The organism is Pantoea sp. X-Soil-ISGK-275, assembly GCF_059730795.1.
The window spans coordinates 3,562,529-3,583,537 of sequence record NZ_AP035976.1 but is presented as its reverse complement, the minus strand read 5'-3'; the positions used below and the strand labels follow the sequence as shown (position 1 = coordinate 3,583,537).

The window sequence follows — 21,009 nt, the reverse complement described above, 5'->3', positions numbered from 1 at the left end:
TGATTCAAACCGGCTTTTACTTGGTAAATCACTATGTTAGTGACTTCGTACGACTCGTTTACCGTCATCGTCTCGATTCTGGTGGCGATGCTGGCCTCGTTTACTGCACTTGATATGGCAGGGCGCGTGGCTTCCTCAACTGGCAAGGTGGCGCTGGTTTGGTTATTTGGCGGTGGATTCGCTATGGGCGTCGGCATTTGGGCGATGCACTTCATCGGCATGCTGTCGATGAGCCTTGATATGGTGATGAGCTACGATCCCATGCTCACCGTCACCTCCATGGTGGTGGCGGTATTAGCCTCGGTATTTGCGCTGTGGCTGGTGTGTTCAACGCCGACGTTACCGTGGCCGCGACTGTGTGGCGGTGCATTGGTGCTGGGGTCCGGCGTGGTGGCGATGCACTACACCGGCATGGCGGCGCTGATGTTTGCGCCTGGCATTACGTGGAATTGGGGTTGGGTGGCGGCATCGGTGGCGATTGCGTTGGTGGCGTCGGGTGCCGCGCTGTGGCTGGCGTTTAACCTGCGCGAAGGCCACGGCCGTGTCACCGTGTTGCGTTTAGGTGCATCAGTGGTAATGGGCTGCGCGATTGCGGGCATGCACTACACCGGCATGGCGGCGGCCGACTTCCCGATGCACAGCCACGCGACGCAAATGGGCGTTAACAGCAACTGGCTGGCGATTGTGGTGACGGTGGTGACGCTGGCGATCCTCGGCATTACCTTGCTGGTCTCGATGCTGGATGCGCGTTTGCAGGCACGCACCTCGATCCTTGCGCATTCGCTGGCGGAGGCCAACCGCGAACTGGCGCAGCTGGCGCTGCACGATAACCTGACGCGCTTACCCAACCGTATTTTGCTGGAAGATCGCCTCGAACAAGCCCTCAATAAAGCCAATCGTGAGAAGTCGCAGTTTGCGCTGATGTTTATGGATCTTGACGGCTTCAAAGCGGTCAACGATGCCTTTGGTCATCACGTGGGCGACAATTTGCTGATTGGTGTGACCGAGCGCATGACCGAACAGATGAAAGGGCACTATACGCTGGCACGCATGGGCGGCGACGAATTTGTACTACTGCTGGAAATCGATGAACCCAACGATGCCGCAGCGGTCGCCGATACGCTGGTGAAAGCGGTGGATCGTCCGTTCGATATCTCGCGCTATGAGCTGGTGGTGTCGCTGAGTATTGGTATTGCGGTCTACCCTGGCGATGGCAAAGATGATCGCGAGCTGATGTTCAACGCCGATGCCGCCATGTATCACACTAAAAACAACGGTCGCAACGGCTATACCTTCTTTCAGCCGTCGATGAACACGCTGGCGCAGTCACAATTGCAGCTGAATAACGATCTGTGGCAAGCGCTGGATAACGAAGAGTTACGCCTGTTCTACCAGCCAAAATACTGCGCGCCGAGCGGCCCGATCCTGGGCTTTGAAGCGCTGCTGCGCTGGCAGCATCCTTCACGCGGTTTACTGGCGCCGGATGCCTTCCTGCCGATGGCGGAAAAGACCGGCATGATCATTAACATCGGCAACTGGGTGATTAACGAAGCTTGTCGCCAACTGCGTTCCTGGCATCTGCAGGGCCATCCGCACTGGTCGGTGGCGGTCAATTTGTCGGCGGTACAGTTTGAGCAAAGCAATCTGGTGGAAACCGTTACCGAGGCGCTGGCGCAGCACCAGATTCCGGCTGAGCTGCTCACGCTGGAAGTCACCGAGACCACGGCGATGCGCGATCCGGAAGAGAGTGTGCGTATCCTCACCGAACTCACCAACATGGGCGTAAAAGCCTCGATTGACGATTTCGGCACCGGCTACTCCAGCTTGTTATATCTCAAGCGTTTACCGGCCAGCGAGCTGAAAATTGATCGCGCCTTTGTTAACGAGTTACAGGCGCACTCCGAAGATGCCACCATCGTTTCCGCGATTGTTGCGCTGGCGCAGTCGCTGCACCTGAAAGTGGTGGCTGAAGGGGTAGAAACGCAGGATCAGCAGGCGTTTCTTACCGGTTTAGGTTGCGATACGTTGCAGGGTTACTTGTTGGGAAAACCGGTGCCGCCGGAACGTATTGAGGAGCTGCCGAATTTTTTTGCGGCGGTGGAAGAGGACGAACGGGAAGTGGAGCAGATGCCTTAATTCTGCGGCACCAGTGCGGTTAATAAAAAAAGGCCGGTTGTTAACCCGGCCTTCAAGGTGGTGATGTCAGCAATTACACCAGTTCGGTTTTCACACCTTCCTGTACCAGCAATTCGGCTTCGCCATTGCTGTAAACCTGATATTCGCAGCCGGCGATGGTGACGGTGCCCGCCAGCGCCGTCCAGCCGCTGGTTTCATTGCCTGCTGGCAGAATATCGTCCAGTTGCAGGATGTCATCCGCTTTACCGTTGACCATTAGCTGGGTTTTACCGTCATCGATATAAAGATCTTTTTGGCCGGATGCCAGCACGTCGGAAATGTTCAGTGATAACGGGTTAGCGTCGTCAATAATGAATAATGCACTGTCACTGGTATTATCTTTTAAAATTTGATTGGGGTTTATTAACGGTAACCATGTCAGGTTATCGATGAAAACTCCACCCAGGTCATCAACATCTATAACTACCTTGCCAATTGGTTGGTTATCGACATTAAGCGAAATATTTTCTAAAAGGTATCCAGTTGCATAGTTATCAGTTAATTGGTGACTTACGCTTGATATAAGGTTATTGGATGTGTCGAATACCGATATATTAAGGTTGCCACCATTACCAAGGCCGACGTCAAAGGAAAATGTTCTGGTATCGGTTAAATTAAACTCAAGTTGACTATTATTTTGTGCCCATAATAGCATGGATTTATCAGGGATCGGAGTAAGAACGGGGAAATGAAACTCTGCGTTTCCCTCTAATAATGTTAATGAAATGTCCCCGGTAAGATGACAGGGTGTATCTGTAACTAATTTTTCACCAGCTATTTTCCCATTAAAACCATAATAGTAAGCTTCACTGTCATCCTGCACGACAGATAAATTTATTATTTCTTCTGAGTGACCATACACGCGTTTGACTTTGAATTCCCACATGCCAAGCGTTAAATCTTCGGGTGTGAAGGTCCACCTACCACTGGAATCAGCAACAACGTATTGTTCAAAATTACTAGTGCCCGATTTGTATCTGATAATGACCTCGCTGTTGGCTTCAGCTATGCCTGTCAACGTGGGTGTCGTATCATCCGTTATTGCACCATCCTTTTTTATAAATCCTTGTATCTGCCCTGCATCATCAATGAATCCTTCAATGGTTGGGTTAAAGCTGGTATAAGGCACAATTTTCAAGCCAAAGCTTTTCGCATTGGCATCATGAATAGCACTTCCCTCCGCGCTAAATTCATAATTTCCCATCTCCAGCATTTCAGGTTCATAGTGCCACTTACCATCCGCCCCAACGGTGACGCTCTCCAGCAATACCCATGCGCCCTGCAGATTAAGCCAGTGAATATAAACTATGGTGTTCGCTTCGCCACGACCGTGCAACGTTGGCGTGCGGTCATCGGTGATCGCGCCGTCACCGAGTTCTCCAAGATACCTGTAGGAATTGTCGTAAGCGTGCGTAATCTCGTAACGATCGCCAGGTGTCAGATCAATGTCCAGTCTGAACTCCCAACTCCATCCTTTTCCGCTATTGGCGCGAAATGTGTATTTTCCTTCAGGCAGCGCTGGGCTTGGTGTCCAGGTCCACTCCGTACAGTTTAATGTTGCCAGGCCGCCATCAATCCAGTTGCCGTCTTCTGCACGATATTGTATGCGTACAGCGCTACCAGCTAAGGCAGTGCCGTGCAGGGTAGGAGTGGTGTCATCCGTGATGGCACCATCAAGCAGCATGCCCGTTATGCTACCCGCATTATCCATGGCGTAGGTGAAGGTTGCCTCGCCAGCAATCGGTGGCGGGCTGTCAGGATAAATCATTAGGCTAAATGCATCAGACGCCTTGCTGGTGTGGCCCGTACGATCGGTGCTGGTTACCGTGAAACTGTGCGTCCCCTCTGGCAGTTCGGTTGCTGGAGTAATTTCCCAGCGGCCGTTTTGATCGGCCTTGGCGCTGCCAATTTCAACGCTGCCGTCGTACAGGCGCACAATCGAACCGGCTTCAGCGCTGCCACTCAGGACCGGTGTTTTATCATCGGTTTTGGCACCCGGCATCAGCCAGCTTTGATGTAAACCTTCATCATCCACAACGCGCAGAATTTCAGGTTTGGAAGGCGCCGTGGTATCAACGTGAAGAATTAACTGCGTGGGATCACCATAATTGCCCGCGTCGTCAATCACCCGGAAGGTGATGTTATAGGGCCCATCGGCGAGTGCGGCATCCGGTGTCCAGCTCCATGTGCCCGTCACCTTGTCAATATCCGCCTTGTAAATGGTGCCATTCAGCACGATTTCCATAATCCCGCCTTTCTCCTCAGGAATGGTCGTGCTGAGAGAGGGTTTAGGATTCGTGGTCCATTTTTGCACTGTTTCTTGCATGATAAATATCCTTGTCTATCTGATGTTGGGTAGGCCTGAAAACCCGTGATATTAGTGAGGTTGCTAACGTTGGCTTAGCAGAAATGTCTTGAAGTAGGAAAACTCTTAGAGCGGACAAGCGGCCGCTGAAAAATCAGCAGTGGGTGGCCAGGCTGCACAGGCAAAAGGAAGCACGAATGAGGACGCAGGATGAGAAATGGCCGTTGCTGCGGCAGGGGCAAGACAGTGCGGTTTATAAAAAAAAGGCCGGTTGTTAATCCGGCCTTCAGGGTGGTGATGTCAGCAATTACACCAGTTCGGTTTTCACACCCTCCTGCACCAGTAATTCGGCATCGCCATTGCTGTAAACCTGATATTCGCAGCCGGCGATGGTGACGGTACCCGCCAGCGCCGTCCAGCCGCTGGTTTCATTGCCCGCTGGCAGAATATCATCCAGCTGCAGGATGTCATCCGCTTTACCGTTGACCATTAACTGGGTTTTACCGTCATCAATATAAAGATCTTTTTGGCCGGATGTCAGAACGTCGGAAATGTTCAGTGATAACGGGTTAGTGTCGTCAATAATGAACAATCCATTATTAATATTATTTTCTTCTGAAAGATAATTTGGATCTGATAAGGGTTCCCATGACAGATTGTCAAGGTAAATTCCATATGGGTCATCGATGGTTATTAATACCTTGCCAATTGGCTGGTCGTCGAAGTTAAAAGAAAAATGGTCGTGGTAATTGTATCCAAATTTCGGAGTGTCAGTTAATCCGTATGGCCTATTTAATAATAAGTTGTTGGACAGGTCGTAAATATTAATGAAAACGGAGCCTCCGTTACCGTGACCGATGTCAAACGAAAAAGTTCTGATATCAGTTAAATCAAATTCAATTGTAGAATTTTCACTACCAGAAGTAAGCAATGCAAAGTTTTTAATGTTTGGATCTTTTGAAACACTGCTAAAGCTTCCAAATCCTTCAATTATTCTTAGTGAAATATCCTCAGTCAGAGAGTAGGGAGTGTCTTTAATTAAAACTTCAGTATTCTTGTCTTCAAAACTATACGAGTAAGCCTCTCTTTCATCCAGCACAATAGATAAATTGAAAGCGTCTGATAAAAAATCACCTTCAGGGTGTTTAACGTTGAATTCCCACATGCCAGGCGATAATTCTTCGGGTGTAAAGGTCCACTTGCCACGGGAATCAGCCATAATGTAGTGTTCATAAGTACTTGTATCCGATTTGCATGAAATCACCACCAGGCTGTTAGCTTCAGCCGTGCCTATCAATGTGGGCGTGGTATCATCCGTTTTTGCATTATTCTTTATATATCCGGTTATTGAACCTGCATCATCTAAGGCTCCAATAATTTTTGGGGCAAAGCTGCCTTCAGGCACAATTTTCAGGCCAAAGTTTTTCGCAGTAGTATCATGAACGGCACTGCTCTCTGCGCTGAATTCATAATTGCCCGCATCCAGCAAATCCGGGTCATAGCGCCACTGACCATCCGCCCCGACGGTGACGCTCTCCAGCAGTACCCATGCGCCTTGCAGATTGAGACAGTGAATATAGACCACGCTGTTTGCTTCGCCGCGACCGTGCAGCGTTGGCGTACGGTCGTCGGTGATCGCGCCGTTGCCGAGTTCACCAGTATAAGTACCGAAATCATCGTAGGCGTGCGTAATCTCGTAACGGTCGGCGGGTGTTAGATCAATGTCCAGTGAGAAAGAGTCGCTCCAGCCGCTACCGTCATTAGCACGGAATTCGTATTTACCTTCGGTCAGCGCCGGGTTGGGTGTCCACGTCCAGTCACTGCCGTTCAGTGTTGCCAGGCCGCCCTCAGTCCAGCTGCCGTTTTCAGTACGATATTGTATGCGCACATAACTACCAGGCATAGCAGTGCCGTTCAGGGTAGGAGTGGTGTCATCGGTGATGGCACCATCACGCAGCATCTCCGTTATGGCCCCCACATCATCACTGGCATGGGTAATGGTTGCCTGGTTGCCAATCGGTGGCACGCTGTCAGGCTCAATCGTTAGACTAAAGGCATCAGACGCCTTGCTGGTGTGGCCCGTACGATCGGTGCTGGTTACCGTGAAACTGTGCGCCCCCTCTGGCAGTTCGGTTGCTGGAGTAATTTCCCAGCGGCCGTTTTGAGCAGCCTTAGCACTGCCAATTTCATTGCTGCCGTCGTACAGGCGCACAATCGAACCGGGTTCAGCGTAGCCGCTCAGGACCGGCGTTTTATCATCGGTTTTGGCACCCGGCATCAGCCAGCTTTGCTCTGAACCTTCATCATCCAATACGCGCAGAATTTCAGGTTTAGAAGGCGCCGTGGTATCAACGTGAAGAATTAACTGCGTGGGATCACCATAATTGCCCGCGTCGTCAATCACCCGGAAGGTGATGTTATAGGGCCCATCGGCGAGTGCGGCATCCGGTGTCCAGCTCCATGTGCCCGTCACCTTGTCAATATCCGCCTTGTAAATGGTGCCATTCAGCACGATTTCCATAATCCCGCCTTTCTCCTCAGGAATGGTTGTGCTGAGAGAGGGTTTAGGATTCGTGGTCCATTTTTGCACTGTTTCTTGCATGATAAATATCCTTGTCTATCTGATGTTGGGTAGGCCTGAAAACCCGTGATGTTAGTGAGGTTGCTAACGTTGACTTAGCAGAAATGTCTCGAAGTAGGAAAACTCTTAGAGCGGACAAACGGTCGCTGACAAACCACAGGCGTTCAGGCGCCAGCGATTTGCGCTAAAATAGCCGCCAAATCCTCTACATCGGAGTTCGGGTGGCGAAATATCAGCAGTTGGTAGACAGGCTGCGCACGCAAATGGAAGCGCGCATCTGGCCGCCGGGTGAGAAATTGCCTTCTCTGCGGCAGCAGGCGGAACAGAGTGGATTAAGCCTGATGACGGTGATGCACGCCTATGAAGTGCTGGAGAGCCAGGGCTGGATTGTCTCAAAGCCGCAATCGGGCTATTACGTGGCGCCGCGCGCCGCCGAGAGCCGTCCGCGCTTGCCCACCCAGGAGATCGCCAAAACCGACCAGGCCGATACCAACAGCTTCGTGTTTGATGTGCTGCAAGCCACGCGCAATCCCGCCATCATGCCGTTTGGTTCGGCGTTTCCCGATCCCGAACTCTTCCCGCAGCGCCAGCTAATGCGCTCGCTGGTGAAAGTCTCACACAACCTGAAACCCACCGATGCGCTCAACAACCTGCCGCCAGGCAATGAAGCGCTGCGTAAAATTCTCGCCCAGCGCTATGCGCAACAGGGCATCACGCTGTCGCCGGATGACATCGTCATCACTAACGGCGCGATGGAAGCGCTCAATCTCAGCCTGCAAGCCGTTACCGAACCCGGCGATTGGGTGATCCTTGAAAATCCGTCGTTTTATGGCGCATTGCAGGCTATCGAACGCCTTAAGCTGAACGCGATTGCCATCGCCAGCGATGTGGAACACGGCATGGATTTGGATGAGCTGGAGCAGGCGCTGCAGCGTTGGCCGGTGAAAGCCTGCTGGCTAATGACCAACCGACAAAATCCGCTCGGCTTTACCCTGAGCGCCGAGCGTAAGCAGCAGCTGGTGGCACTGCTGGCGCGCTACAATGTGGCGATGATTGAAGACGACGTGTACGGCGATCTGTATGAAGGCCATGACAAACCGCTGCCGGCCAAAGCCTTTGATCGTGACGGCAACGTGCTGCACTGCGGCAGTTTTTCGAAGAATCTGGTGGCGGGATTTCGCGTCGGTTGGGTGGCGGCGGGACGTCACGCCCAGCGCGTGCAGCGCATTCAGCTGATGAGCACGCTGTCGACCAGCGCGCCGATGCAGCTGGCGCTGGCGGATTTCCTCAGCACGCGCAGCTATGATACGCATCTGAAGAAGCTGCGTCAGACGCTGGCAAAACGTAAACAGCTGGCGCAACAGGCGCTGCGCCGCCTATTGCCCGCGGATGCCAGCATCAGCGATACGCCGGGCGGCTATTTTTTGTGGATCACGCTGCCAGCGCAGATCAACACCACTGAGCTCTACCACCTGGCCTTAGACCAGGGGATCAGCATCGCGCCCGGCCAGCTGTTTTCCAGCAGCGAAGGCTTTAGCCACTGTTTCCGCTTTAACACCGCCTGGCCGTGGGATGCACGCGCTGAAGCGGCGGTGGAGATGTTGGGAAAACTGATTGCCGGATTAAACCATTAAACGTGGGCTGCCTGCTGGTGGCCCCAGGTGAGATAGTAGACGTCGTAGAAATCCACTTCCCCTTTCTGCTTCATCAGACGATCAATGCCGCTGCGCACGCGATCCGGCGTGTGCGGATTATCAAGAATTTTGTCCAGCGCCTGCTGCGAAACCGGCTGCACGTAATACCACTCGCCGTTGTAGCACACGCGCAGATCCAGCGTATCGATATCTTCGAAGCGGTATTTCGGGTTGATATCCATCAGCATCAGCACGCTCATCACCACCACAAACACCGTGGCAAACCAGAACGCGGGCCAGCCGAGCATCTCGGTTGAGAAGATCAACGCCACACACAGCGCGTAGCATAAGTACATGATGGCCCAGAGTCCCGGATGGGTTTTAAGGAAGGAAAAGCTAAAGCGCGGCAAATTATCACGCTGTCCTTCACGGTTCAGCGTGGCGATTTCGTCGAGCAGGATTTGTTTGATCGCGTCCATTGTTCACCTCTAATTATCACTGCCTGCCAGTAAAGCACATAACAGTGAAGCGAATTAGAGACAGATTCGGTGTGTTTTTTTATAACAGTTGGAATCTACTGCTCAAGATGGCACTCCATGCGTTGTGATTGGGCACCAGCGGGAACACGATGCGCTTTTTCAGGATGAATATTGATGCGACATCATGTGCTGCGCGCTAAGGAACTGAGAAATAACATGACGCCAGCAGAGCGAAAGCTCTGGATTCTGCTGCGCGCCAGACAATGTGGTGGCTTGCGATTTCGCCGCCAGTATCCTTATGGCCCGTATATCCTGGATTTTGCCTGCCTGGAGAAGCGGCTAGCGATTGAACTCGATGGATCGCACCATGGCGAAACTGTCAGATATGACGATGAACGTACGCAACGGTTAAACAGACAGGGCTGGCGTGTGCTGAGGTTTTGGAATCATGAGGTGATGCTGCAGCCGGACACGGTTTTTGCAGTGATTATGGCGGCGTTGATGGGATAGTGCTGGCTGTTAGAATTGGGTCGGTGCTCGGTGTCCCCCTCCTCGGTCCTCCCCCATGAATGGGGGAGGAGGATGCTGCCATATGTTAGTTCTGAAGCTGCATGTGGCAGCGTCTCCTTCCCCCGCTAGCGGGGGAAGGCCGGGATGGGGGACAGCGAGCACGTTCCAAGACAGCCAGTACGCTCTAACTCACCTGCCCCACAATCTGCAAATTCGCCTCATCGGGCACTTCGTTATACGACAGCACATTCAACCCATTGGCAAACAGACGCGCGTAGCGCGCAATCAGCGGACGCAGCTGCGGCGTCACCAGCAGCACCTGCGTCAGGTTCTGCGCTTTCAGCTGCTCCATCATCACCGGCAGCGTGCTTTGCAACTGCGTCAGGATATTCGGATCCACCGGGAAGCTATCCAGCGCCACTTTACCGGCTTGCTGCGCCTGATTTAGCGCCGCCAGCAGCAGGTTCTCCAGACTGTTCTCCAGCGTATACGCCGACAGCGGTTTATTATCCGGCGCAATCGCTGCCACCATCGCACGGCGCAATGCATAGCGCACATCGGACGTCAGCAGGATCGGATCTTTGGTGATCGCCACGCTCTCCAGCAAAGTCGTTGCGATGGTGGTGATGTCCTTCAGCGAGACCTGATCGTTCAGCAGCAGACGATACACTTTCAGCTGCAAGCTGTAGTTCACCGCCGCATTCACATCTTCAGAGAGTTTAGGTGCCACGTTCGCCAGACGCTGATGCAGCTGGGTAATGTCATCGTAGTTAAACAGCTCGGGCAGATTCTCACGCACCACTTTATTCACATGGGTGGCGACCACGCTGGCGCAATCCACCACCTGATAACCGAGGTTCAGCGCTTTGGCTTTCTGCTCGGGCAGGATCCACGTCACCGCCATGCCGTAGGCGGGATCGGTATCCAATACGCCATCGATCTCACCGTACTGTTCCGGCGTCGGGATCGCCATTAAACGATCGGCATGCACTTCGCCGACGGCGGTGCGCACACCGTTGATCTTGATCGCATACTGCGCCGGTTTGAGGTGGAAATCCTCACGCAGCGCAATTTCCGGCAGCAGCACGCCGCTGGTTTCCGATACCACCTGGCGCACGCCGCGCATACGCAGCGTCAGCGGCGCGCCTTTGCCTTTATCCACCAGCGTCACCAGCTTGTAGCCGAGATTCAGGCCGATGGGCTCAACCATCGGGATATTGTCCCAACCGATGGCGGGCTGCTCTTCCGGCTGCATCAGCGCCTGATTGATCGCTGCCATATCGTGGTGATCTTGCGTCGGTGCTTTCACGCCACGGCTTTGACGCCAGGCGGCAAACAGCAGCATGGCGGTAAAAATCAGGAACACCAGATGCGGCATGCCCGGCACAATCGCCAGCACAAACATTACGGCGGCAGCGGTGTACAGCGTACCCGGTCGTGCCAGCAGCTGCGTCTTGATGTCATCGCCCATGTCCGCGCCATCACTGATGCGCGTCACGATGATGGCCGCGGCGGTTGAGAGCAGCAGTGATGGAATCTGCGCCACCAAACCATCACCGATGGTCAGCAGGACATACTGTTCAAATGCTTGTCCCGCCGGTAAACCGTGCTTGAACACGCCGATCAGAATCCCGCCGATCACGCTGATCATCAGGATCATGATCCCGGCGATAGCATCACCGCGCACGAACTTAGAGGCTCCGTCCATCGCGCCGTAGAAGTCGGCTTCGTTGGCAACGTCTTTACGGCGCAGACCGGCCTGTTCCTGATTGATTAAACCGGCATTCAGATCGGCATCGATCGCCATCTGCTTGCCCGGCAAGGCATCGAGGGTAAAACGTGCCGAGACTTCGGAAATACGCTCGGCACCTTTGGTGACCACCACAAAGTTGATCATCAAACGCGGCGGCAAAAAGGCGCACCATGCGCATCATGGCGGCGCGTGGAAAGTGGCGTTTGCCGACTTTACGTTGGCGATGATGGCGTTGTTTATGGTGCTGTGGATTATGGGCGCGGTGAGCGAAGAGGAACGTAAAGAGATCGTCGCGCAATTGAACGGCACTTCCGTTTTTACTGGGACCAACTTCAATCCCTTTGATGTTGAGAGCGCGGGCTCATCGGCGATCATTGGCGAAACCATGGCGGTTTCTCCGCCGACGCAAGCTGCGACCGTCAGTTCATCTCAGGATGACATCAGCCTGAACGCGGGCAACCAACCGCAGGAAGATTTAGACAGTGTGCTGTCGCGTTCGGATGCGGAACTGGCGCTGTTACATAGCCAGCTGCAACGAATGATCAACAGCTATAACGCGCAAAATTATCTGATGCTGGAAACCTTGCCACAGGGGCTGCGCATTCTGATTCAGGACGATCAGGATCGCATGATGTTCCCACGTGGGAGCGCGGTGTTAACCCCGTTCTTCCAGAAATTGCTGACCGAACTCGGTCCGGTGTTTAACCGTATCGACAACAAAATCATGATCAGCGGTCATACCGATGCTGCGAAATATAGCGGCCAAGCCTCCTACAACAACTGGAACCTGTCTGGCGATCGCGCGCTGGCGGCGCGCCGTGCGCTGGAGCGTGGCGGATTAGAGAGTGCGCGTGTATTGCAGGTTAATGCCATGGCATCACGTATGCCACGCGATCGAGACGATCCGATGAGTGCGCGCAATCGTCGCATCGAAATTCTGGTGTTAACCGATGCCGCTGCTGAAACCTTATTCCAATTTTATGGCCGCGAAGGGGAGAACGTTGTGAAGCCCATCGCTGAGCGCCTGCGATAACCTGTCAGTGCCTTTGAATCGTTTTTTTGATTCGGCCGGTGGCGAAATCCACCGGTTTTTTTTCGCCTAAAATTCCTGCACTTTGCCGCCGGGTCACCATAAATGGCGACCCTACAAAATCGTGATAATGCATCGTAGGGTCGCCATTCATGGCGACCACTCATTTCCCGCACGCGATGTTAAAAATGTTACCAATAAATTTGGCTTTAGTTAGCTAAATCATTCTTTTTTGTGAATTTTGTCGCCGGGCGCACATTGCAATGCCGCTTTGGTAAGCCACAATTAAGCATCGTGATTAACCGGAGAAAGAGTATGACTGCCAACCACTCCAGCCTGCTGTTACTGATGTCTTTCGCCGCCGGCACCTTTTCTGCTGGATCCTCCAGCAATCCGCAACATTTGATGCTGTCGCTGCCCTCCGGCGGCGTGCCCAACAGCCCGTTACCGTTGATCATCTGGCCTGGCATCGTGCCGTATGACGCTGAAAATCCCACCGAAGACAGCGCCGTCTGGTTTGAAACCACCTTTACCCGCAACGGTTGGCCTGCCGCGTGGCGTGCGCCGATTTTCCCGTATACGCATTACCATCCGAACACCCATGAAGTGCTGGGCGTCGCTGCCGGTTGGGCGGAAGTACTGTTCGGCGGCGACAGCGGTCGCATGGTGACGTTGCGCGAAGGCGACGCGGTGTTGATCCCCGCAGGCGTTGGCCACAAACAGGTCTTTGCCTCAGAGGATTTTTTCACCGTTGGCGCCTATCCTGAAGGCATGTCCCCGGAAACCGTGCGTGATGAGCCGTCGCGTTTACGTGCGTCGAAGGAGACGATCCAGCATGTTCCCCTGCCGCACCGCGATCCCTTTACCGGTGGCGAAGGCGCGATGACGGAGATCTGGCTGCCAATCGCGCAGCAGCTGATGCACCAGTAAAGTGCATAACAGCCATTTCCGTAGACGCGGCGCGTGTGACATGCCGGGGGCAAGCCTCTGGCACAGTTTGTGCAGGAGAGAAATATCTCTAGACAAGCGCCGGGTAAATCATGAAAGAAAGCTACCAGATAGCATCGCACTTCTATGATGAGATGTTGTTGAGCGATGGCCAACACCGCGCTCACTACCAGCAATACTGGGAATGGTTACAACAGGCGGACGTCGATGCCGTAGCGCGCAAGCGTGAAGAGGCGGAACTGCTGTTTCATCGCGTCGGCATCACCTTCAACGTTTACGGTGATGATGGCGGCGCGGAACGTTTAATTCCTTTCGACAGCGTGCCGCGCATCATTCCTGCCAGCGAGTGGGCGATGCTCGATCGCGGCATTCGCCAGCGCGTGCAAGCCCTCAACGCCTTCCTGCACGATATCTATCATCAGCAACTGATCCTCAAAGCGGGCATCGTGCCTGCCGAACAGGTGCTGGTGAACGATCAATATCAGCCCTGTATGCAAGGCGTCGATCTGCATCGCAATATCTACGCGCATATTGTCGGCGTGGATATGGTGCGCAATAACGATGGCGAATATTACGTGCTGGAGGACAATCTGCGCACCCCGTCTGGCGTCTCCTACATGCTGGAGAACCGCAAGATGATGATGCGCCTCTATCCGGAGTTGTTCGCCGGGCAGCACATCGCGCCGGTTGAGCGCTATCCCTCGCATCTGCTGCAAACCCTGCGGGAAAGCTCGCCGGTCAACGATCCGGTGGTGGTGGTGCTGACGCCGGGCCGCTTTAACAGCGCCTATTTTGAACATAGCTTCCTTGCGCAGCAGATGGGCGTTGAGCTGGTGGAGAGCGCCGATCTGTTTGTGAAAGATGGCGCAGTAATGATGCGTACCACCGCCGGGCCGTGCAAAGTCGATGTGATCTATCGTCGCGTGGATGATGCCTTCCTCGATCCACTGGCATTCCGCCCGGATTCGATGCTCGGCGTGCCGGGCTTATTATCGGTATATCGATCTGGCAACGTGGTGCTGGCGAACGCGATCGGCACCGGCGTCGCCGATGACAAATCGATCTACCCGTATGTGCCGGACATGATCCGCTTCTACCTCGATGAAGATCCGATCCTCAATAACGTCCCAACCTGGCAATGCCGCAAACCGCAGGATCTTACCTATGTGCTGGCTAATCTGGCGAAAATGGTGGTGAAAGAGGTACACGGCGCGGGCGGTTACGGCATGTTGATTGGACCGGTGGCGAGCCAGCAGGAGCTGAGTGATTTCCGCGATCGCCTCAAAGCGCGGCCGGAAAACTACATCGCGCAGGACACGCTGTCGCTCTCGACGTGCCCGACCTTTATCGACAACGGCCTCGCGCCACGCCATATCGATCTGCGTCCGTTTGCGCTGTGCGGCGCGGATATTCGTCTGGTGCCCGGCGGCTTAACCCGCGTGGCGCTGAACGAAGGTTCGCTGGTGGTGAATTCGTCGCAGGGCGGCGGCACCAAGGACACGTGGGTTCTGGAGGATGACGCATCATGCTAAGCCGCACGGCCAGTGGCCTTTATTGGATGGCGCGCTATCTCGAACGCGCAGAACAACTCGCACGCGTGTTGGACGTGACCAACCGTTTGTCATTAATGCCGGTGCGCGGCAGCCAGGGCGATGAGCTGCTGCTGCCGCTCAATCTCACCGGCACACGTGAACTGTTTGAAACCCTGAATGGCCGCTGCACCATGCCGCAGTTGTTCAACTTCTTCGCCCTCGATGACCGCAATCCGTGCAGCATCTTCAGCTGCTGGCAGGAGGCGTGGAACAACGCGCATGCGGTGCGCGGCAGCTTGTCGTCGGAAGTGTGGGAGAGCATCAACTCGACGTGGATTGAGATGCGTAACACGCGGCGACGCGGTATTACCAGCGCTAACGCCGACACCTTTTTCGATTGGGTGAAAGAGCGTTCGCACCTGTTTCGTGGCGCGATGTTCGGCACCTTGCTGCGCGGCGATGCGATGAGTTTTATCCGCATTGGCACGCTGATGGAGCGCAGCGACGGCACTGCGCGTTTGCTGAGTGTGAATCAGCAATTGCTGGAGCAGCAGTCGGATTCGGTACGCGAATATTATTGCCTCGACACCTTGCTGCGCGCGGTTTCAGCGCGTGAAGCTTACAACGCCATCTTCAAGCAGCAGCTGTTGCCCGATCTGGTCAATGAGATGCTGATCCTGCGCAGTGAAAGTCCGCGATCGCTGCACTCCTGTATTGATGAGATCGCCACACAGTTAGAGAACATCGGCAGCAGCGGCGAAGATCGCCCGCGCTATTTGATCACCGTGCTGCTGGCCGAAATGCGCTTCAGTACCTGGGAAAGCCTGACTCAGGAAGGCTTGTATCACTGGCTCAATGCATTCCTGACGCGCCTGAATGCGCTGGCCGACAGCATCAATCACACCTATCTGGAGGCGAAATGAGACTAAACATCGAGCATAAAACCCGTTACGCCTACGAGCATCAGGTGACACTCAGCACCCAATATCTGCGCCTGACGCCGCAAAATTCGGTGCATCAGCAGATAATCTCGTGGGAGCTCGAGCTGCCGTGTGAAGCCACCTGCACGCAGGATGCGTACGGCAATGTGATGCATGTGCTGACGCTGGATACGCCGCATCAGCAGCTGGATATCGCCGCGCGTGGCGTGGTGGAGATCCTTGATGATGGCGAATGGGCGCCCGATCCGGAATCATTATTGTCGCCGTTGGTGTTTCTGCGCTCATCGCCGCTGACGCAGCCGGACGGTGAGATCCGTGAGTTCGCCAAGCGCTACTGGCGACCGGAAAAACCGCTGGCCAGCCTGGAAAAACTCATGGATGAACTGCTGCTGAAGATGCCGTATCGTCCGGGCAGCACGTTGGTTACTGATGCCGCCACGAAAGTATTTGCCGCCGGCAGCGGCGTTTGCCAGGATCACAGTCACGTGTTTCTCGCCTGCTGTCGTAGTCTGGGGATTCCGGCGCGCTATGTGAGCGGCTATCTCTATACTGAAAACGTTGAGCACGTCGCCACTCACGCCTGGGTTGAAGCCTGGCTGGATGGCAGTTGGCACAGCTTTGATATCACCAATAATACTCGCAGCACGCGCCAGCATTTACGTCTGGCGGTCGGTGTGGATTATCTCGATGCGTGTCCGGTGCGCGGTATGCGGCTGGGCGGCGGCGGTGAAGATATGCTGGCGGTGGCTGCGGTGCTTCAGGTGCATGCGCAGCAGTAATCAGAACAGGCGTGACTATGACTTATTGTGTGGCAATGCGTTTATCGTCAGGGATGATTTTTGTATCCGATTCACGCACCAATGCGGGCGTCGATCATATTTCCTCGTTCCGTAAATTGCATGTATTTCAGGTCGATGATGAACGCACGCTGGTGCTGCAAAGCGCCGGCAATCTGGCCACCACGCAGAGCGTGCTGAGCCTGCTGCGACGCAACAACGACGATAGCGATCAACCGAATTTGCTCAATGGGCGATCGCTGTATGACATCGCGCTGATGGTGGGCGAAACGCTGCGCGAGGTGATCAAGCGCGATGGCGAGGAGTTTGGCGGCACGCTGCTGTTGGGCGGGCAGATTCGTGGTGAGGAGCCGCGTCTATTCCAGATCTATCCGCAGGGCAACTTCATCGAAGCCAGCGTCGATACGCCTTATTTTCAGATTGGTGAGAGTAAGTACGGTAAACCGATTATTGACCGCGTGCTGCGCTATGAAACGCCGCTGAGTCAGGCGATGCAGTGTGCGCTGATTTCGATGGATTCGACGCTGGCGAGTAATATTTCAGTGGGTTTACCGCTGGATGTGATGGTCTACCGTACTGACAGTTTCAGCGACAGCGAGCAATATCACATCACCGAGCACCATCCCTATTTTTCACAAATTCGTCAGCTGTGGAGTAAAGGGCTGCTGAGCGTTTTTTCGCAACTGCCGCCGTTGAAGCTATAAGCTGGGCGTTATGAAAGCGAAGCTGGATATTATTACGTTATATCTAGCTATTCGCTTCCATCAGAATATAAGGAAGCAAGTAATCATTTTTCATGCTTGTAATTTTCTCTTCAGAGAAATCTTTAAAGACTTCTGGTGTCCATGAATTATGCAGTGAAATAATGCCACATTTACACTTTGCCAGTTCGCTGGAAAAATCCTTCTGCGATTTTGGCATGAAATAGTATGAAAAATAGCGTTCCCATGGCTCTTTCTCAGGTTGCCTGGCCTCTAAAATATTTCCCTCTTCAACGGCATCCAGAATATGAAGGTAATCATCATACTCACCACTTTTGATCAGGGGATCTAAAATGCCGTTGCCGACATAGTTCCATGAAATTTCGCCGCTAATGTTATTAAGACGCGCGATGATCCCCATGAACCACGCGGCAGTCAGTTTGTTTCTTTTATTAGCAGATAACACGGCAAGATGAATGCCTCGCGATGCTGGATAGCCAAAAGTATACAGTTTATCCCCTTTGAGAAAATTCATATCACTGATGTTTTTTGTGATTATGGTGTCGGCATCAATAAAAACACCGCCTAACATGGTTAATACCCATGCTGAAACCATGTCTGATTGCATTGCTAAAGAGAACTGGAAGAAAACCGGCGGCAGTATCTTTTTAGGTATGAAATCATAGATATTTTTATGATTAATGATTTTTATTTCCAGGTTGGGGATGTTGTTTTTCCAACTCTTCATACATAAATTAAGATAGGCCGGTTTGGTTTTCCCTGGCAGGTCAACCCAATAGGTGTAAATAATCATTTCGTGTCTCCTGAGTGGCATGAAAAGCATAGGCGACACGCTGTGAAAAAACTTAAGTGGCAGGGTTCAAAAGAGCACCGATCGATTACACCAGTTCGTTGATCTTCGCTGTCATATTAATCCCGCTTATCCCTTTCAATCCAAGCTTGTGCAAGATTTTTATTTTATAAGTACTCACAGTTTTACTGCTCAGCTGCAATTGGGAGGCAATCTCTTTATTACTCATTCCTGATGCGAGCTTAACTAATACCATCAATTCCCGGCGTGTGAGGCTCATCAATTTTTCACTTTCAATGAACTCATTCATGTCTGCAGCCGTATGCGTGACAGGATAAAAGCGGTTTCCGCGCTCAACCTCTTTAATTGCGCTAAGAAGCATCTCTAACTCTCCGCGCTTGTAAACATATCCTTCCACACCCAGTTGCAGGCAACAGCGTTGATAAAAAAGGCTTTCTGAAGCAGAAAAGACAATGATTTTTTGCTCTGGCATGGCGCGCTTAATATCTGCAATTAGCGGAATTCCTGCGCGGCCTGGCATGGTGAGATCGAGTAAAAGGACATCCGGGCGTGACTGATGAAGCTGAGTAATCAAAAGATCGCCTTTTTCGGCTATTCCGACAATGGAGTAGTTAAATGACTGTAACAGCGCCTGGATACCCGTACAGATTAATGGGTGATCGTCCACAATAAAAACTGAGTGAATCATATGTGTAGTCCAAAGGAGAAAATAAAAAATAAATGCAAAGTTAAAACACCAATGACTAAACACTAAATAGTGGTGTGACCAGATTAATTCACGCTGCTTAAGAATAAGCTTTAAGCCATGTCTTGAATTTAGGATTTTAAGGGGAGTTGCTGTTTTTTATGCGTTAGAACAAAGCAGGCTGCTACTTTTTACGCTCTGGCTGTAGAGCAGTCATAAATCTGAAAACAAGCCGTTTTAACGTCGAGGCGATAAACCGCTGCGCATAAAAAGGTGAATGATGTTTTCAGTTGATCAGCTTCTCGATACTTACTGGCCTGGCCATCAACCAGCGAACTGGCAGAAAAGCGCCCTGAAATGGGCAGTCCGTGAACATGAGTTCCAGGCATTTGCCGCCCGCTATCGCCATCTCAAAGGCGTGGATATGGTGGAGCAAGTGCTGGAGCACCTGGATGTGCGTTGTGAACTGAGCGAACGCGATTTGGAGCAGATCCCAACGCGCGGGCCGGCAGTGATTGTTGCTAATCATCCGCTTGGTGCGCTGGATGGCCTGGCGCTGCTGGCGGCGGTTTCGCAGGTGCGGCGCGATGTGAAAATTGTCGCTAACCGGATGTTGATGATGCTGGAGCCGATCAGCAACATGATGCTGCCGGTGGATAACATGGGCAACCGCACCAGCCGCGAACAGCTGACACATATGCAGCAGCATCTCGATAATCAGGGCGTGCTGATCATCTTCCCGGCGGGCGAAGTGTCGCGCCTTTCCAGCCGTGGCGTACGCGATCGTCACTGGCACCACAGCTTCTTACGCCTCGCCGCCCGCGCTCGCGCGCCGATCGTGCCGGTGCATGTGGTGGGGCGCAACAGCCTGGCGTTCTACGCCGCCGCTAAAATAGCCTCGCCGCTGGCGTTATTAATGCTGGTACGCGAAATGTTTCGCCAGCGCGGTACGCGCATCAAACTGCACATCGGCGAGCAGATCCCCTTTGCCAACTGGCATGATGGCCACACGCCGGGCAAAGAGCTGGCGAAGCGGCTGCGCAAACATCTGTATCGCATTGGACAAGGGCGGCGCGGCCTATTTCAGACCGAAGCGGCGATTGCGCGTCCGGAAGATCGCGCCGAGCTGAAAAAAGCGCTGATGGAAAGCGAGCGACTCGGCACGCTGCCGGATGGCAAGCAGATCTACCTGTGGCGACGCAACGGCGCCAGCTGGGTGCCGTTGCTGCGTGAGCTTGGACGTTTACGCGAAGTGGCGTTCCGCGCAGTGGGCGAGGGCAGCGGGCGACGTCGCGATCTCGACAAATACGATGACGATTACTATCACCTGATTCTGTGGGATGACGATGCGCTGGAGATCGTCGGTGCTTATCGCTTTATTCCCGGCGCTGAGCAGCTGGAGCGCCGCGGGCTGGAAGGCATCTACAGCGATAGCCTGTTCCACTACGACGAGCGCATGTTGCCGATCATCAATCAGGGTCTGGAGCTGGGCCGCAGTTTTATTCAGCCCGCCTATTGGGGTAAACGCGGCCTCGATTATTTGTGGATGGGCATTGGTGCCTACATCGCCAGGTATCCGGACACCCGCTATCTGTTTGGCCCGGTATCGATCTCGGGCGGCATGCCATTGGCGGCGCGCGATCTGCTGGTGGCGTTCTATCGCCTGTATTTCCCCACCGAACTGCCGCTGGCAACCTCACGCCGCCCTTATCCGGCCTCGCTGCCGGAAGTGCTGGCGCAGTTCACCGGCGATAACTACAGCGAAGATTTACGCCGCTTGAAGCATCTGCTGGCGAATCTCGGCACCGCGATTCCGACGCTGTACAAGCAATATTCCGAGGTGTGCGAGCCGGGCGGCGTGCAGTTTATCGATTTCGGCAGCGATCCAGATTTCAATAATTGTATCGATGGTTTGGTGCTGGTGGATCTGACGCGGGTGAAGCCTGCGCGTTATGAGCGGTATATCGGCATGCACCTGTGAATTGGTCGCCATAAATGGCGACCCTACGACGGCACCCGAGCATTTGTAGGGTCGCCATTTATGGCGACCTGGCCCAATGTCATGGAATCGTCATCACAGTGTCGTAGGGTCTTAGCCGGACTGTT

The 21,009-nt window shown here is 53.5% G+C and carries 16 protein-coding genes; 10 read left to right on the top strand and 6 right to left on the bottom strand.

Annotation, left to right across the window (positions count from 1 at the left end):
- Positions 1–33: 33 nt before the first annotated feature.
- Entirely contained in the window at positions 34–2,136 is a 2,103-nt protein-coding gene (locus tag AC6I8A_RS16585) for a putative bifunctional diguanylate cyclase/phosphodiesterase (RefSeq protein WP_256697436.1), read from the top strand.
- A 73-nt stretch (positions 2,137–2,209) separates the two neighbouring features.
- Here AC6I8A_RS16585 and AC6I8A_RS16580 read toward each other — a convergent pair whose 3' ends face one another.
- Complete coding sequence (locus AC6I8A_RS16580; RefSeq protein ID WP_497818793.1) at positions 2,210–4,501, bottom strand: Ig-like domain-containing protein; 2,292 nt, start codon at positions 4,499–4,501, stop codon at positions 2,210–2,212.
- Positions 4,502–4,787: 286 nt separating this feature from the next.
- On the bottom strand, positions 4,788–7,082 hold the full coding sequence (locus AC6I8A_RS16575; RefSeq protein WP_497818792.1) for an Ig-like domain-containing protein: 2,295 nt from the start codon (positions 7,080–7,082) through the stop codon (positions 4,788–4,790).
- A 200-nt stretch (positions 7,083–7,282) separates the two neighbouring features.
- On the opposite strand from AC6I8A_RS16575, the gene AC6I8A_RS16570 reads away from it, so the two are divergent.
- Complete coding sequence (locus AC6I8A_RS16570; RefSeq protein WP_293796233.1) at positions 7,283–8,695, top strand: aminotransferase-like domain-containing protein; 1,413 nt, start codon at positions 7,283–7,285, stop codon at positions 8,693–8,695.
- Here the strand turns inward: AC6I8A_RS16570 and AC6I8A_RS16565 are convergent.
- Complete coding sequence (locus AC6I8A_RS16565; protein ID WP_256697432.1) at positions 8,692–9,174, bottom strand: YlaC family protein; 483 nt, start codon at positions 9,172–9,174, stop codon at positions 8,692–8,694. The two genes, AC6I8A_RS16570 and AC6I8A_RS16565, sit on opposite strands and share 4 nt — an antisense overlap.
- A gap of 174 nt (positions 9,175–9,348) precedes the next feature.
- Here AC6I8A_RS16565 and AC6I8A_RS16560 point away from each other — a divergent pair, with 174 nt between their 5' ends.
- Positions 9,349–9,684, top strand: a complete 336-nt coding sequence (locus tag AC6I8A_RS16560) for an endonuclease domain-containing protein (RefSeq protein WP_256697431.1) — start codon at positions 9,349–9,351, stop codon at positions 9,682–9,684.
- A 184-nt stretch (positions 9,685–9,868) separates the two neighbouring features.
- Here AC6I8A_RS16560 and AC6I8A_RS16555 read toward each other — a convergent pair whose 3' ends face one another.
- Complete coding sequence (locus AC6I8A_RS16555) at positions 9,869–11,581, bottom strand: flagellar biosynthesis protein FlhA (protein WP_256698448.1); 1,713 nt, start codon at positions 11,579–11,581, stop codon at positions 9,869–9,871.
- Here AC6I8A_RS16555 and AC6I8A_RS16550 point away from each other — a divergent pair.
- From AC6I8A_RS16550 to AC6I8A_RS16525, 6 genes are all read left to right on the top strand, one after another.
- Entirely contained in the window at positions 11,556–12,470 is a 915-nt protein-coding gene (locus AC6I8A_RS16550; protein WP_372340028.1) for a flagellar motor protein MotB, read from the top strand. The two genes, AC6I8A_RS16555 and AC6I8A_RS16550, sit on opposite strands and share 26 nt — an antisense overlap.
- Before the next feature lie 312 nt (positions 12,471–12,782).
- On the top strand, positions 12,783–13,397 hold the full coding sequence (locus AC6I8A_RS16545; protein ID WP_256697429.1) for a cupin domain-containing protein: 615 nt from the start codon (positions 12,783–12,785) through the stop codon (positions 13,395–13,397).
- A 110-nt stretch (positions 13,398–13,507) separates the two neighbouring features.
- Positions 13,508–14,947, top strand: a complete 1,440-nt coding sequence (locus AC6I8A_RS16540) for a circularly permuted type 2 ATP-grasp protein (RefSeq protein WP_256697428.1) — start codon at positions 13,508–13,510, stop codon at positions 14,945–14,947.
- The gene (locus AC6I8A_RS16535; protein WP_256697427.1) at positions 14,941–15,870 is read left to right on the top strand and encodes an alpha-E domain-containing protein; all 930 of its coding nucleotides are present in this window, start codon (positions 14,941–14,943) and stop codon (positions 15,868–15,870) included. The genes AC6I8A_RS16540 and AC6I8A_RS16535 overlap by 7 nt, the downstream gene beginning before the upstream one ends.
- Positions 15,867–16,667, top strand: a complete 801-nt coding sequence (locus AC6I8A_RS16530) for a transglutaminase family protein (RefSeq protein ID WP_265299041.1) — start codon at positions 15,867–15,869, stop codon at positions 16,665–16,667. Before AC6I8A_RS16535 ends, AC6I8A_RS16530 begins: the two co-directional genes overlap by 4 nt.
- A gap of 17 nt (positions 16,668–16,684) precedes the next feature.
- Positions 16,685–17,389 (top strand): proteasome-type protease, encoded by a 705-nt coding sequence (locus tag AC6I8A_RS16525; RefSeq protein WP_497818791.1) that lies wholly within the window; start codon positions 16,685–16,687, stop codon positions 17,387–17,389.
- A gap of 43 nt (positions 17,390–17,432) precedes the next feature.
- Here the strand turns inward: AC6I8A_RS16525 and AC6I8A_RS16520 are convergent, their stop codons facing one another.
- Positions 17,433–18,200 carry a capsular polysaccharide synthesis protein gene (locus tag AC6I8A_RS16520; protein WP_265299043.1) on the bottom strand — a complete coding sequence of 256 codons (768 nt, stop codon included), beginning with the start codon at positions 18,198–18,200 and terminating at the stop codon, positions 17,433–17,435.
- Between the two features lie 85 nt (positions 18,201–18,285).
- Positions 18,286–18,906 (bottom strand): response regulator, encoded by a 621-nt coding sequence (locus AC6I8A_RS16515; protein ID WP_293796224.1) that lies wholly within the window; start codon positions 18,904–18,906, stop codon positions 18,286–18,288.
- A 277-nt stretch (positions 18,907–19,183) separates the two neighbouring features.
- On the opposite strand from AC6I8A_RS16515, the gene olsF reads away from it, so the two are divergent.
- Positions 19,184–20,884 carry a bifunctional ornithine lipid synthase OlsF gene (gene olsF / locus AC6I8A_RS16510; protein WP_497818961.1) on the top strand — a complete coding sequence of 567 codons (1,701 nt, stop codon included), beginning with the start codon at positions 19,184–19,186 and terminating at the stop codon, positions 20,882–20,884.
- Positions 20,885–21,009: the final 125 nt, after the last annotated feature.

Bases quoted from the DNA above. Each gene is read 5' to 3' on its own strand.
- AC6I8A_RS16585 (WP_256697436.1), top strand. From the start codon at position 34: ATGTTAGTGACTTCGTACGACTCGTTTACCGTCATCGTCTCGATTCTG.
- AC6I8A_RS16580 (WP_497818793.1), bottom strand. From the start codon at position 4,501: ATGCAAGAAACAGTGCAAAAATGGACCACGAATCCTAAACCCTCTCTC.
- AC6I8A_RS16575 (WP_497818792.1), bottom strand. From the start codon at position 7,082: ATGCAAGAAACAGTGCAAAAATGGACCACGAATCCTAAACCCTCTCTC.
- AC6I8A_RS16565 (WP_256697432.1), bottom strand. From the start codon at position 9,174: ATGGACGCGATCAAACAAATCCTGCTCGACGAAATCGCCACGCTGAAC.
- AC6I8A_RS16560 (WP_256697431.1), top strand. From the start codon at position 9,349: ATGCGACATCATGTGCTGCGCGCTAAGGAACTGAGAAATAACATGACG.
- AC6I8A_RS16555 (WP_256698448.1), bottom strand. From the start codon at position 11,581: ATGATCAACTTTGTGGTGGTCACCAAAGGTGCCGAGCGTATTTCCGAA.
- AC6I8A_RS16545 (WP_256697429.1), top strand. From the start codon at position 12,783: ATGACTGCCAACCACTCCAGCCTGCTGTTACTGATGTCTTTCGCCGCC.
- AC6I8A_RS16540 (WP_256697428.1), top strand. From the start codon at position 13,508: ATGAAAGAAAGCTACCAGATAGCATCGCACTTCTATGATGAGATGTTG.
- AC6I8A_RS16535 (WP_256697427.1), top strand. From the start codon at position 14,941: ATGCTAAGCCGCACGGCCAGTGGCCTTTATTGGATGGCGCGCTATCTC.
- AC6I8A_RS16530 (WP_265299041.1), top strand. From the start codon at position 15,867: ATGAGACTAAACATCGAGCATAAAACCCGTTACGCCTACGAGCATCAG.
- AC6I8A_RS16525 (WP_497818791.1), top strand. From the start codon at position 16,685: ATGACTTATTGTGTGGCAATGCGTTTATCGTCAGGGATGATTTTTGTA.
- AC6I8A_RS16520 (WP_265299043.1), bottom strand. From the start codon at position 18,200: ATGATTATTTACACCTATTGGGTTGACCTGCCAGGGAAAACCAAACCG.
- AC6I8A_RS16515 (WP_293796224.1), bottom strand. From the start codon at position 18,906: ATGATTCACTCAGTTTTTATTGTGGACGATCACCCATTAATCTGTACG.
- olsF (WP_497818961.1), top strand. From the start codon at position 19,184: ATGTTTTCAGTTGATCAGCTTCTCGATACTTACTGGCCTGGCCATCAA.